Raw genomic sequence first — 12,641 nt, 5'->3', positions numbered from 1 at the left:
ATGAAAGGTATTATCCTGGCGGGCGGTTCCGGCACCCGATTGCATCCGATTACGCGCGGCGTATCGAAGCAACTGTTGCCGATTTACGATAAGCCAATGATTTACTATCCGCTGTCGGTGCTGATGCTGGCCGGTATCCGCGAAATTCTCATCATTACTACGCCGGAAGATAAAGGTTATTTCCAGCGCCTGCTGGGTGACGGCAGTGAGTTCGGTATCCAGCTGGAATATGCCGAACAGCCCAGTCCGGACGGTCTGGCGCAGGCCTTTATCATCGGTGAAACCTTCCTCAACGGTGAACCATCTTGTCTGGTGCTGGGCGATAACATCTTCTTCGGACAGGGCTTCAGTCCGAAGCTGCGTCATGTTGCGGCGCGCACGGAAGGGGCGACGGTATTTGGCTATCAGGTGATGGACCCGGAACGCTTTGGCGTCGTGGAGTTTGACGACAATTTCCGTGCTATCTCTCTGGAAGAAAAACCAAAACAGCCGAAATCAAACTGGGCGGTGACCGGGCTTTATTTCTACGACAGTAAAGTCGTGGAGTACGCAAAGCAGGTGAAGCCGTCGGAGCGGGGTGAACTGGAGATTACCTCCATCAACCAGATGTACCTCGAGGCGGGCAACCTGACCGTTGAACTGCTCGGGCGCGGATTTGCCTGGCTGGACACTGGCACTCACGACAGCCTGATTGAAGCCAGCACCTTTGTACAGACGGTGGAAAAACGCCAGGGCTTTAAGATTGCCTGCCTGGAAGAGATCGCCTGGCGTAACGGCTGGCTTGATGACGAAGGCGTGAAGCGCGCCGCCAGTTCATTAGCGAAAACCGGCTACGGCCAATATCTGCTGGAGTTACTTCGTGCCCGTCCGCGCCAGTATTGAGCCACTAACCTGGGAAAACGCCTTCTTTGGTGTTAACAGCGCCATTGTGCGTATTAGTCCTGACGCGGCACTCCTGACGCCAGACGCCTTAGCGCCGTGGTCACGGGTGCAGGCCAAAATTGCGGCATCAAATACGGGTGAACTGGATGCCCTGCAACAGCTGGGATTCTCCCTGGTAGAAGGTGAAGTTGATTTGGCGCTACCCGTGAACAATGTCAGTGATAGCGGTGCAGTAGTGGCACAAGAGACCGATATTCCCGCATTACGTCAGTTAGCCAGCGCCGCATTTGCGCAAAGCCGTTTTCGTGCGCCGTGGTATGCGCCTGACGCTAGCGGTCGCTTTTATGCACAGTGGATTGAAAATGCCGTGCGCGGCACCTTTGATCATCAATGTCTGATTTTACGTGCGGCGTCCGGCGATATTCGCGGTTATGTCTCTTTACGGGAACTCAATGCGACAGATGCGCGAATTGGCCTGCTGGCTGGACGCGGTGCAGGTGCTGAGCTAATGCAAACGGCGCTAAACTGGGCGTATGCTCGCGGTAAAACAACTTTGCGGGTGGCGACCCAGATGGGCAACACCGCCGCGCTTAAACGATACATACAAAGTGGTGCGAATGTAGAAAGCACCGCGTACTGGTTATACAGGTGATCACATGATTCCATTTAACGCACCGCCGGTGGTGGGAACCGAACTCGACTATATGCAGTCGGCAATGGGTAGCGGCAAACTGTGCGGCGATGGTGGTTTTACCCGTCGCTGCCAGCAGTGGCTGGAGCAACGTTTTGGCAGCGCCAAAGTGTTACTGACGCCGTCCTGCACCGCTTCGCTGGAGATGGCGGCGCTGCTGCTCGATATCCAGCCTGGCGATGAAGTGATCATGCCGAGCTACACCTTTGTCTCCACCGCCAATGCCTTTGTGCTGCGTGGCGCGAAAATCGTCTTTGTGGATGTTCGCCCGGACACCATGAATATCGACGAAACGTTGATTGAAGCGGCGATCACCGACAAAACGCGCGTTATCGTGCCGGTCCATTACGCGGGTGTGGCCTGCGAAATGGACACCATTATGGCGTTGGCGAAAAAGCATAATCTGTTTGTGGTGGAAGATGCCGCTCAGGGCGTGATGTCCACTTATAAAGGGCGTGCACTGGGAACCATTGGTCATATTGGCTGCTTTAGCTTCCATGAAACCAAAAACTACACGGCGGGTGGTGAAGGCGGCGCGACGCTGATTAACGATAAAGCGTTGATCGAACGAGCCGAGATCATCCGTGAAAAGGGCACTAACCGCAGCCAGTTCTTCCGTGGTCAGGTCGATAAATATACCTGGCGCGATATCGGCTCCAGCTATTTGATGTCCGATCTGCAAGCTGCGTACCTGTGGGCGCAACTGGAGGCAGCGGATCGTATCAACCAGCAACGTCTGGCGCTGTGGCAAAACTACTACGATGCGTTAGCGCCTCTGGCGAAAGCCGGGCGTATCGAGCTGCCGTCGATTCCCGATGGCTGCGTGCAGAACGCGCATATGTTCTACATTAAACTGCGGGATATTGATGACCGGAGCGCATTGATTAACTTTCTGAAAGAAGCGGAAATCATGGCGGTGTTCCATTACATTCCGCTGCACGGTTGCCCTGCGGGGGAACGCTTTGGTGAGTTCCACGGTGAAGATCGCTACACCACCAAAGAGAGCGAGCGCCTGCTGCGCCTGCCGCTGTTCTACAACCTGTCGCCCGTCAATCAGCGTACGGTAATTGCGACTTTGTTGAACTACTTCTCCTGATATGTCGTTGGCGAAAGCGTCCTTGTGGACGGCGGCCAGTACACTGGTCAAGATTGGTGCCGGGTTACTGGTCGGTAAGTTGCTGGCGGTGTCATTTGGTCCGGCGGGGCTTGGGCTGGCGGCAAATTTCCGCCAGTTGATTACCGTGCTCGGCGTGCTTGCCGGGGCTGGCATCTTTAACGGTGTAACCAAATACGTTGCCCAGTACCATGATAATCCGCAGCAGCTGCGCCGCGTGGTCGGCACTTCATCAGCGATGGTACTTGGTTTCTCTACGCTGATGGCGCTGGTTTTTGTGCTGGCAGCTGCGCCAATCAGCCAGGGATTGTTTGGTAATACCGACTATCAGGGGCTGGTGCGTTTAGTAGCGCTGGTGCAAATGGGGATCGCCTGGGGCAACCTGTTACTGGCGCTGATGAAAGGCTTTCGCGATGCCGCAGGTAATGCGTTATCGCTGATTGTCGGCAGCTTGATTGGCGTTCTCGCGTACTACGTCAGTTACCGTTTGGGCGGTTATGAAGGGGCGTTGCTGGGGCTGGCGCTGATTCCCGCGCTGGTGGTAATTCCTGCCGCCATCATGTTGATCAAACGTGGTGTCATCCCGTTAAGCTATCTGAAACCCAGCTGGGATAACGGTCTGGCAGGGCAGTTGAGCAAATTTACGCTCATGGCGTTGATTACGTCGGTGACCTTGCCTGTTGCTTACATCATGATGCGTAAACTGCTGGCGGCGCAGTATAGCTGGGATGAGGTGGGGATCTGGCAAGGGGTGAGCAGTATTTCCGATGCCTACCTGCAATTTATTACGGCATCGTTCAGCGTATATTTGCTGCCCACGTTGTCGCGGCTAACGGAAAAGCGCGATATCACCCGGGAAGTGGTTAAATCGCTGAAATTCGTCTTACCGGCAGTGGCGGCGGCGAGTTTTACCGTCTGGTTGCTGCGTGATTTTGCTATCTGGCTGCTGTTGTCGAATAAATTTACCGCTATGCGCGATCTCTTTGCCTGGCAGTTAGTGGGTGATGTGTTAAAAGTGGGCGCTTATGTCTTTGGTTATCTGGTGATCGCCAAAGCGTCACTGCGGTTTTATATTCTGGCGGAAATCAGCCAGTTCACTTTATTGATGGTATTTGCCCACTGGCTAATCCCTGCGCATGGCGCACTGGGCGCAGCACAGGCCTATATGGCAACCTATATCGTCTATTTTTCTCTTTGTTGTGGCGTGTTTTTACTCTGGCGTAGGCGGGCATGACTGTACTGATTCACGTTCTGGGATCGGATATCCCTCACCATAACCGAACCGTTCTGCGGTTTTTCAACGACGCGCTGGCCGCGACGAGCGAGCACGCGCGCGAGTTTATGGTTGTTGGCAAGGACGACGGCTTAAGTGATAGCTGTCCGGCGCTTTCTGTGCAATTTTTCCCTGGGAAAAAATCGCTGGCGGAAGCGGTCATCGCGAAAGCAAAAGCTAACCGTCAGCAGCGTTTTTTCTTCCACGGTCAGTTCAATCCCAAACTGTGGCTGGCTCTGCTGAGTGGTGGCATTAAGCCCAGCCAGTTTTTCTGGCATATCTGGGGAGCAGACCTGTATGAGCTTTCCAGTGGCTTGAGATATAAGCTTTTTTACCCGCTACGTCGCCTGGCGCAAAAGAGAGTCGGCTGTGTATTTGCCACCCGCGGTGATTTGAGCTTTTTTGCCAAAACGCATCCAAAGGTGCGGGGAGAACTGCTGTACTTCCCGACGCGGATGGACCCTTCTCTTAATACGATGGCGAACGATCGGCAATGTGAAGGGAAAATGACCATTCTGGTGGGCAACTCCGGCGACCGCAGCAATGAGCATATTGCTGCCTTGCGCGCCGTTCATCAGCAATTTGGCGATACGGTAAAAGTGGTGGTGCCGATGGGATATCCGCCTAATAACGAAGCGTACATCGAGGAAGTTCGTCAGGCGGGGCTGGAGTTATTCAGCGAAGAAAATCTGCAAGTTCTGAGCGAAAAACTGGAATTTGACGCCTATCTGACGCTACTTCGTCAGTGCGATCTTGGTTACTTTATTTTTGCCCGCCAGCAGGGCATTGGTACGCTGTGCTTACTGATTCAGGCGGGCATTCCTTGTGTGCTTAACCGGGAAAATCCGTTCTGGCAGGATATGACGGAACAGCATTTGCCGGTGCTGTTTACTACCGACGATCTCAACGAGGATATTGTGCGTGAAGCGCAGCGCCAGTTGGCGTCGGTGGATAAAAACACCATTGCCTTCTTTAGCCCTAACTATCTACAAGGCTGGCAGCGGGCGTTGGCGATTGCCGCCGGGGAGGTCGCATGAGTCTGCTGCAATTCAGTGGCCTGTTTGTTGTCTGGCTGCTCTGCACGCTGTTTATTGCCACGCTGACCTGGTTTGAGTTTCGCCGTGTGCGTTTTAACTTCAATGTCTTCTTTTCATTGCTGTTTTTGCTCACCTTTTTCTTCGGCTTCCCGCTGACCAGCGTGCTGGTATTTCGCTTTGATGTTGGTGTCGCGCCGCCAGAAATCTTGTTGCAGGCGTTGCTTTCTGCGGGCTGCTTCTACGCGGTTTACTATGTCACCTACAAAACCCGCCTACGCAAACGCGTTGCTGATGTACCGCGCCGTCCGCTGTTTACCATGAACCGCGTGGAGACCAATCTCACGTGGGTGATCCTGATGGGCATTGCGTTGGTAAGCGTCGGCATCTTCTTCATGCACAACGGTTTTTTGCTGTTCCGTCTTAACTCCTACAGTCAGATCTTCTCCAGTGAAGTCTCCGGCGTGGCGTTAAAACGTTTCTTTTACTTTTTCATCCCGGCGATGCTGGTGGTCTACTTTCTGCGCCAGGACAGCAAAGCGTGGCTGTTTTTCCTCGTCAGCACGGTCGCCTTTGGCTTGCTGACTTATATGATTGTCGGCGGCACTCGCGCCAATATCATCATCGCATTCGCTATCTTCCTGTTTATTGGCATTATTCGCGGCTGGATTTCGTTGTGGATGCTGGCGGCGGCGGGTGTGCTGGGGATTGTGGGCATGTTCTGGCTGGCGTTAAAACGCTATGGAATGAATGTGAGCGGCGATGAAGCGTTCTATACGTTTCTCTATCTCACTCGCGACACCTTTTCACCGTGGGAGAATCTGGCGTTGCTGTTGCAGAACTACGACAACATCGACTTCCAGGGCCTGGCTCCAATTGTCCGCGATTTCTATGTCTTTATCCCTTCCTGGCTGTGGCCGGGTCGCCCGAGTATGGTGCTGAACTCAGCCAACTACTTTACCTGGGAAGTGCTGAATAACCACTCCGGACTGGCGATCTCGCCTACGCTTATAGGCTCACTGGTGGTGATGGGCGGCGCGTTGTTCATCCCGCTCGGGGCGATTGTGGTTGGCCTGATCATCAAATGGTTCGACTGGCTGTATGAGCTGGGCAACCGCGATACTAATCGCTATAAGGCTGCGATATTACACAGTTTCTGCTTCGGGGCGATCTTCAATATGATCGTGCTGGCGCGTGAAGGGCTGGATTCGTTTGTCTCACGCGTGGTCTTTTTTATCGTGGTCTTCGGCGCATGTCTGATGATCGCAAAACTGTTGTACTGGCTTTTTGAAAGCGCCGGACTCATTCATAAACGTACAAAATCATCGCTCCGGACGCAGATTGAAGGATAACAATGAATAACACCACCACGGCACCGACCTATACACTGCGTGGCTTACAGTTGATTGGTTGGCGTGATATGCAGCACGCCCTCGATTATCTGTTTGCTGACGGGCAGCTTAAGCAGGGAACGCTGGTTGCCATTAATGCCGAAAAAATGCTGACCATTGAAGATAACGCCGAGGTCCGGGAGTTAATTAACGCTGCCGAATTTAAATATGCGGATGGCATCAGCGTTGTACGTTCAGTACGTAAAAAGTACCCGCAGGCGCAGGTTTCCCGCGTTGCCGGGGCCGATCTCTGGGAAGAGCTGATGGCGCGCGCAGGCAAAGAAGGGACGCCGGTATTTCTTGTGGGCGGTAAACCTGAAGTGCTGGCGCAAACTGAAGCTAAACTGCGCAACCAGTGGAATGTGAATATCGTTGGCAGTCAGGATGGTTATTTTAAACCCGAGCAGCGTCAGGCGCTGTTTGAACGCATTCATGCCAGCGGTGCGCAAATCGTCACTGTTGCGATGGGATCGCCAAAGCAGGAGATCTTCATGCGCGACTGCCGTCTGGTGCATCCGGATGCGCTGTATATGGGCGTTGGCGGGACTTACGATGTTTTCACCGGTCACGTAAAACGTGCACCGAAAATCTGGCAAACGCTGGGACTGGAGTGGCTCTACCGCCTGCTTTCGCAGCCGAGCCGCATTAAGCGTCAGCTTCGTTTGCTGCGTTATTTACGCTGGCACTACACCGGCAACCTCTGATTTTCCTCTCTTTGTAAAGCGACGGAGTGGTCACTCCGTCGCCTGTCTGCTTTTTTATTACACAAAGCATTCAAATTTTTAATGCTTTATTTGCCATTTCTCCTGAATTACGAAAACATTCGCAACACTCGATGTACCCATAACGATAACCGGTAACACCGGAAAGCATGCAAACACAACACGAGGATTTATGGCAGATAACAAACCAGAGCTACAGCGTGGGCTGGAAGCTCGACATATCGAACTCATCGCCCTGGGGGGCACCATTGGCGTCGGCCTGTTTATGGGGGCCGCCAGTACCCTGAAGTGGGCCGGGCCATCCGTATTGTTGGCCTATATCATCGCCGGGCTATTCGTCTTTTTCATCATGCGTTCAATGGGCGAAATGTTGTTCCTCGAACCGGTTACCGGTTCGTTCGCCGTTTATGCGCATCGTTATATGAGCCCGTTCTTTGGTTATCTCACCGCCTGGTCTTACTGGTTTATGTGGATGGCGGTGGGGATCTCAGAAATCACCGCCATTGGCGTTTATGTCCAGTTCTGGTTCCCGGAGATGGCGCAGTGGATACCCGCATTGATCGCAGTGGCGCTGGTGGCGTTGGCGAATCTGGCGGCGGTGAGGTTGTACGGCGAAATCGAGTTCTGGTTCGCGATGATCAAAGTCACCACGATTATCGTGATGATTGTCATTGGCCTGGGCGTGATTTTCTTTGGCTTTGGCAATGGCGGGCAGTCGATTGGTTTTAGCAATCTCACAGAGCATGGCGGTTTCTTTGCGGGTGGCTGGAAAGGGTTCCTGACCGCATTGTGTATTGTGGTGGCGTCCTACCAGGGCGTGGAGCTGATTGGCATTACTGCCGGTGAAGCGAAGAATCCGCAGGTGACGCTGCGCAGTGCTGTAGGCAAGGTGCTGTGGCGAATCCTGATTTTCTACGTTGGCGCGATTTTCGTTATCATTACTATCTTCCCGTGGAATGAAATAGGCAGCAACGGTAGCCCGTTCGTACTGACTTTCGCCAAAATCGGCATTACCGCAGCGGCGGGCATTATCAACTTTGTGGTGCTGACGGCTGCGCTCTCTGGCTGTAACAGCGGCATGTACAGTTGCGGACGTATGCTCTATGCACTGGCGAAAAACCGTCAGTTACCGGCGGCAATGGCGAAAGTTTCCCGTCACGGCGTACCGGTTGCGGGTGTGGCAGTATCTATTGCTATCCTGTTAATTGGCTCATGCCTGAACTACATCATTCCCAATCCGCAGCGTGTGTTTGTCTACGTCTACAGTGCCAGCGTGCTTCCGGGGATGGTGCCATGGTTTGTGATATTGATAAGCCAGCTGCGTTTTCGTCGTGCGCATAAAGCGGCGATTGCCAGCCATCCGTTCCGCTCAATCCTGTTCCCGTGGGCCAACTACGTAACAATGGCATTCCTGATTTGCGTTTTGATCGGCATGTACTTTAATGAAGATACGCGTATGTCGCTGTTTGTCGGCATCATCTTTATGCTGGCGGTGACGGCGATTTATAAAATTTTTGGGCTTAATCGCCACGGTAAAGCGCATAAACTGGAGGAATAAGCAGCAAAACGCACAAACTGTAACCAAACGCGCAATTTATTTAAAAAGAGACTAGACAGAGGGGTGGGAAGTCCGTATTATCCACCCCCGCAACGGCGCTAAGCGCCCGTAGCTCAGCTGGATAGAGCGCTGCCCTCCGGAGGCAGAGGTCTCAGGTTCGAATCCTGTCGGGCGCGCCATTTAGTCCCGGCGCTTGAGCTGCGGTGGTAGTGATACCGCGTAACAAGATTTGTAGTGGTGGCTATAGCTCAGTTGGTAGAGCCCTGGATTGTGATTCCAGTTGTCGTGGGTTCGAATCCCATTAGCCACCCCATTATTAGAAGTTGTGACAATGCGAAGGTGGCGGAATTGGTAGACGCGCTAGCTTCAGGTGTTAGTGTCCTTACGGACGTGGGGGTTCAAGTCCCCCCCCTCGCACCACGACTTTAAAGAATTGAACTAAAAATTCAAAAAGCAGTATTTCGGCGAGTAGCGCAGCTTGGTAGCGCAACTGGTTTGGGACCAGTGGGTCGGAGGTTCGAATCCTCTCTCGCCGACCAATTTTGAACCCCGCTTCGGCGGGGTTTTTTGTTTTCTGTGCATTTCATCACTCTCCGTTCGCAATAAACGCCCGTAATAACTCATTGTCCTACGGTATGATTTCGCCCTTAACGTATTGAAGGATGACTTCAGGCAAGGAGCGACCATGCTGCAACAGGTTCCAACGCGTGCTTTTCATGTGATGGCGAAACCGAGCGGTTCCGATTGTAATCTGAACTGTGACTACTGTTTTTATCTCGAAAAACAATCCCTTTACCGCGAAAAGCCAGTCACGCATATGGACGATGACACGCTGGAAGCGTATGTCCGTCACTATATCGCTGCCAGCGAAACCCAAAACGAAGTGGCTTTTACCTGGCAGGGCGGCGAACCAACGTTACTCGGGCTGGATTTTTACCGCCGTGCCGTGGCGCTACAGGCGAAATATGGTGCTGGCAGGAAGATAAGTAACAGCTTCCAGACTAACGGCGTTCTGCTTGATGACGAATGGTGTGCATTTCTGGCAGAAAATCATTTTCTTGTTGGGTTATCGCTGGATGGTCCGGCTGAGATCCACAATCAATATCGCGTGACCAAAGGCGGCAGACCATCGCATAAGCTGGTGATGCGTGCCCTGACGCTCCTGCAAAAACATCATGTCGACTATAACGTGCTGGTCTGCGTAAATCGCACCAGTGCGTTACAACCTTTGCAAATCTATGATTTTCTGTGTGATGCAGGCGTTGAGTTTATCCAGTTTATTCCTGTGGTCGAACGCCTGGCTGATGAAACGGCTGTTCATGCTGGACTTAAGCTACATGCTCCCGGCGATATTCAGGGCGAACTGACGGAATGGTCGGTACACCCCGAGGAGTTCGGTGAATTTTTGGTGGCGATATTCGACCACTGGATCAAACGCGACGTCGGCAAGATTTTCGTGATGAATATCGAATGGGCGTTTGCCAATTTTGTCGGTGCGCCAGGAGCGGTTTGCCATCATCAGCCAACCTGTGGGCGCTCGGTGATTGTTGAACACAACGGCGACGTTTACGCCTGCGATCACTATGTTTATCCGCAATATCGACTGGGGAATATGCTTCAGCAGACAATTGCAGAAATGGTAGATTCCCCGCAACAGCAGGTGTTTGGTGAAGATAAATTTAAGCAGTTACCGGCGCAGTGTCGCAGTTGCAACGTGTTAAAAGCGTGCTGGGGAGGCTGTCCGAAACACCGCTTTATGCTCGATGCCAGCGGCAAACCCGGGCTGAATTATTTGTGTGCCGGGTATCAGCGTTATTTCCGCCATCTACCGCCATATCTTAAAGCAATGGCTGATTTGCTGGCGCACGGTCGTCCGGCCAGCGACATTATGCAGGCGCATTTGATGGTGGTGAATAAGTAGAAATCGGCGGCCGCCTGCGGTTGATTGCCGGATGCGGCGTGAACGCCTTATCCGGCCTACAATCCTTGCAAATTCAATAAATTGCAGCGTTCTGTAGGCTGGATAAGATGCGTCAGCATCGCATCCGGCAAAGGCAGATCTCAGCGATAGCGCCGGCTTAATCAGATTTAATCTGCGCGCGTGGTGGATATTTTTTCAGGATCTCCATATACGCGTGCATTTCGGTCTGTAGCGGTACACCCATTGGGATATGGCGCACGCCGATGGAGTCGCTTTCCTGCGGATCGGTGTACAGGTTAAACACCGACGATCCCGCCGTTTGCATTACTGTGCCGGTGAATCCACCCTGATACCCGCTCTGGGTATACGCGTACGGTTGCTGGATCAGAACGTGATACTTGAACTCATCCATACGCACAGCAGAAAGTTTACCGTTGAGGAAGTAGTGCTCGGCCTTACGGTTAGACTGACCATTTGTTCCCAGGAAGAAAGATGTCTGGTCCACACCATCGATAAAGGTGGTTTTCGGTACTAAATTCGCTACTTTCGCCCCAGGATGCCCCGCCAGATCCAGCGCCGTAGGGAAGAGATCCGCCAGATCGACAATGCCGTCAGATTTACGCGGTTGGATCATGCCTTTCCAGTAAACGAAGGTTGGCACACGAACGCCGCCTTCCCATGTAGAACCTTTCGCACCGCGGAACGGCGTGCGACCGTGCGGCGGAACTTCGGCTTCCGGACCGTTATCAGAGGTGAACACAATCAGCGTGTTATCAAGCTGACCGTTTTTCTCCAGTGCTTTATACAGATTGGCGAAGATATCGTTCATCTCCACCATGCAGTCGCCGTAAGAGGTGCGCGCCGGAGAGCTACCCGCATATTTCGCATTTGGGTAGTTATCGAAGTGACAGCCGCGAGTGCCGTAGTAGAGGAAGAAAGGCTTATCGCTCTTCGCCATCTTGTCGAGGAACTTAACGCCATATTCCATCCAGCGTTGATCCAGGTCTTCCATATATTTCGGCGTAATGTCGGCAATGGCTTCCTGTTCACCGCCGCGCACGGCATGAACGTCATCTTTGCTGAATGGCAGTTTTTGGATGTATTCAGAACGATCCGGGCTCAGGGCGACTTCCGGGTTGACGTGAACATCACGCCATTCGGTATACATATCGGATACCGAGTTAAAGCCGCGGAAATCATCAAAGCCAACGTTCTGCGGCTGCGACTCTTTGTTTTCCCCCATATGCCATTTCCCGATGGCCTGAGTGACGTAGCCCTGATCGTGCAGCAACTGCGGCAAAGTGGTTAACCCTTGCAGACCGCCCGGTTGCCCGTACATTGGCGGCATCAGAATGCCGTGGTGGATGGAGTATTGTCCGGTAAGAATCGTGGCGCGGGTTGGGGAAGAACTCGGTTGAGAATACGCCGAAGTTAAAATCAGCCCCTGGCTGGCAACGGCGTCGATATCTGGTGTAGGGTTACCCACCGCCACGCCGCCACCGTTAAAGCCAACATCCATCCAGCCCACATCATCCAGCAAGAAAACAACCACGTTCGGTTTCTTACCGGTTTTTTTCTCAAGTTCTGCCAGCTTCTGCTGGGTTTCTTTGTCTTGTGCAGGATGCTGCATCACCGGCATCATGTTGTCGGCAATAGTGGTCGCCGGTTTAACCAGATACTGGTTTGGGTGATCGTATCCGGCAAAGCCTTTGCGTGCGGTGGCGGTTGACGGGGTATCTGCTGCGTTGGCCATGAGTGGAAGAGCGGCGGCGACAGCTACAACAAGAAGTTTGGGTGAAAACGAAAATTCCATGCAAAATGCTCCGGTTTCATGTCGTCAAAATGTTGACGTAATTAAGCATTGATAATTGAGATCCCTCTCCCTGACAGGATGATTGCATAAATAATAGTGATAAAAATAAATTATTTATTTATCCAGAAAATGGGTGATGCTGCCAACTTACTGATTTAGTGTATGATGGTGTTTTTGAGGTGCTCCAGTGGCTTCTGTTTCTATCAGCTGTCCCTCCTGTTCAGCTACTGACGGGGTGGTGC

Annotated in this window: 11 protein-coding genes and 4 tRNA genes; 14 read left to right on the top strand and 1 reads right to left on the bottom strand. The window is 52.7% G+C overall.

Features of this window, described 5'->3' with window-relative positions; all coding sequences use genetic code 11:
* The 13 genes from rfbA to ACJHX7_RS23915 all read left to right on the top strand — a co-directional run bounded on the left by rfbA (position 1) and on the right by ACJHX7_RS23915 (position 10,586).
* The gene (gene rfbA, locus ACJHX7_RS23975; protein ID WP_000676056.1) at positions 1 to 882 is read left to right on the top strand and encodes a glucose-1-phosphate thymidylyltransferase RfbA; all 882 of its coding nucleotides are present in this window, start codon (positions 1 to 3) and stop codon (positions 880 to 882) included.
* On the top strand, positions 860 to 1,534 hold the full coding sequence (gene rffC / locus ACJHX7_RS23970; RefSeq protein WP_001145168.1) for a dTDP-4-amino-4,6-dideoxy-D-galactose acyltransferase: 675 nt from the start codon (positions 860 to 862) through the stop codon (positions 1,532 to 1,534). Before rfbA ends, rffC begins: the two co-directional genes overlap by 23 nt.
* Positions 1,535 to 1,538: 4 nt before the next feature.
* Complete coding sequence (gene rffA / locus ACJHX7_RS23965) at positions 1,539 to 2,669, top strand: dTDP-4-amino-4,6-dideoxygalactose transaminase (protein WP_000612044.1); 1,131 nt, start codon at positions 1,539 to 1,541, stop codon at positions 2,667 to 2,669.
* Position 2,670: 1 nt separating this feature from the next.
* Positions 2,671 to 3,921: a lipid III flippase WzxE gene (wzxE, locus tag ACJHX7_RS23960; protein ID WP_000050260.1), complete on the top strand. Its 1,251-nt coding sequence runs from the start codon at positions 2,671 to 2,673 to the stop codon at positions 3,919 to 3,921.
* Positions 3,918 to 4,997 (top strand): TDP-N-acetylfucosamine:lipid II N-acetylfucosaminyltransferase, encoded by a 1,080-nt coding sequence (gene rffT / locus ACJHX7_RS23955; RefSeq protein ID WP_000217220.1) that lies wholly within the window; start codon positions 3,918 to 3,920, stop codon positions 4,995 to 4,997. The genes wzxE and rffT overlap by 4 nt, the downstream gene beginning before the upstream one ends.
* On the top strand, positions 4,994 to 6,346 hold the full coding sequence (wzyE, locus tag ACJHX7_RS23950) for an ECA oligosaccharide polymerase (RefSeq protein WP_410231716.1): 1,353 nt from the start codon (positions 4,994 to 4,996) through the stop codon (positions 6,344 to 6,346). Before rffT ends, wzyE begins: the two co-directional genes overlap by 4 nt.
* Positions 6,347 to 6,348: 2 nt before the next feature.
* Complete coding sequence (gene wecG, locus ACJHX7_RS23945) at positions 6,349 to 7,089, top strand: lipopolysaccharide N-acetylmannosaminouronosyltransferase (protein WP_001066626.1); 741 nt, start codon at positions 6,349 to 6,351, stop codon at positions 7,087 to 7,089.
* Between the two features lie 190 nt (positions 7,090 to 7,279).
* Positions 7,280 to 8,665 carry a bifunctional threonine/serine APC transporter ThrP gene (thrP, locus tag ACJHX7_RS23940; RefSeq protein ID WP_094030192.1) on the top strand — a complete coding sequence of 462 codons (1,386 nt, stop codon included), beginning with the start codon at positions 7,280 to 7,282 and terminating at the stop codon, positions 8,663 to 8,665.
* A 102-nt stretch (positions 8,666 to 8,767) separates the two neighbouring features.
* Positions 8,768 to 8,844: transfer RNA gene (locus ACJHX7_RS23935), tRNA-Arg, on the top strand.
* A 58-nt stretch (positions 8,845 to 8,902) separates the two neighbouring features.
* Positions 8,903 to 8,978, top strand: a tRNA-His gene (locus tag ACJHX7_RS23930).
* A 20-nt stretch (positions 8,979 to 8,998) separates the two neighbouring features.
* A tRNA-Leu gene (locus ACJHX7_RS23925) sits at positions 8,999 to 9,085 on the top strand.
* A gap of 42 nt (positions 9,086 to 9,127) precedes the next feature.
* Positions 9,128 to 9,204: transfer RNA gene (locus tag ACJHX7_RS23920), tRNA-Pro, on the top strand.
* Between the two features lie 146 nt (positions 9,205 to 9,350).
* The gene (locus ACJHX7_RS23915) at positions 9,351 to 10,586 is read left to right on the top strand and encodes an anaerobic sulfatase maturase (RefSeq protein ID WP_094030191.1); all 1,236 of its coding nucleotides are present in this window, start codon (positions 9,351 to 9,353) and stop codon (positions 10,584 to 10,586) included.
* Between the two features lie 157 nt (positions 10,587 to 10,743).
* On the opposite strand, the gene aslA is transcribed toward ACJHX7_RS23915, so the two are convergent.
* Positions 10,744 to 12,399 carry an arylsulfatase AslA gene (gene aslA, locus ACJHX7_RS23910; protein ID WP_000395844.1) on the bottom strand — a complete coding sequence of 552 codons (1,656 nt, stop codon included), beginning with the start codon at positions 12,397 to 12,399 and terminating at the stop codon, positions 10,744 to 10,746.
* 187 nt (positions 12,400 to 12,586) lie between these two features.
* On the opposite strand from aslA, the gene ACJHX7_RS23905 reads away from it, so the two are divergent.
* Positions 12,587 to 12,641: IS1 family transposase (locus tag ACJHX7_RS23905; RefSeq protein WP_129692851.1), on the top strand; the 55-nt coding region annotated here is incomplete at its 3' end.

The sequence above is a fragment of the Escherichia sp. WS1451 genome (genome assembly GCF_046487365.1).
Taxonomy (GTDB): domain Bacteria; phylum Pseudomonadota; class Gammaproteobacteria; order Enterobacterales; family Enterobacteriaceae; genus Escherichia; species Escherichia coli.
This window is presented reverse-complemented; position numbering and strand designations above follow the sequence as displayed.

Coding starts and splice junctions, on each gene's coding strand:
- aslA (WP_000395844.1), bottom strand. CDS start 12,399: ATGGAATTTTCGTTTTCACCCAAACTTCTTGTTGTAGCTGTCGCCGCC.
- rffT (WP_000217220.1), top strand. CDS start 3,918: ATGACTGTACTGATTCACGTTCTGGGATCGGATATCCCTCACCATAAC.
- wzyE (WP_410231716.1), top strand. CDS start 4,994: ATGAGTCTGCTGCAATTCAGTGGCCTGTTTGTTGTCTGGCTGCTCTGC.
- rffA (WP_000612044.1), top strand. CDS start 1,539: ATGATTCCATTTAACGCACCGCCGGTGGTGGGAACCGAACTCGACTAT.
- thrP (WP_094030192.1), top strand. CDS start 7,280: ATGGCAGATAACAAACCAGAGCTACAGCGTGGGCTGGAAGCTCGACAT.
- ACJHX7_RS23915 (WP_094030191.1), top strand. CDS start 9,351: ATGCTGCAACAGGTTCCAACGCGTGCTTTTCATGTGATGGCGAAACCG.
- wecG (WP_001066626.1), top strand. CDS start 6,349: ATGAATAACACCACCACGGCACCGACCTATACACTGCGTGGCTTACAG.
- wzxE (WP_000050260.1), top strand. CDS start 2,671: ATGTCGTTGGCGAAAGCGTCCTTGTGGACGGCGGCCAGTACACTGGTC.
- rfbA (WP_000676056.1), top strand. CDS start 1: ATGAAAGGTATTATCCTGGCGGGCGGTTCCGGCACCCGATTGCATCCG.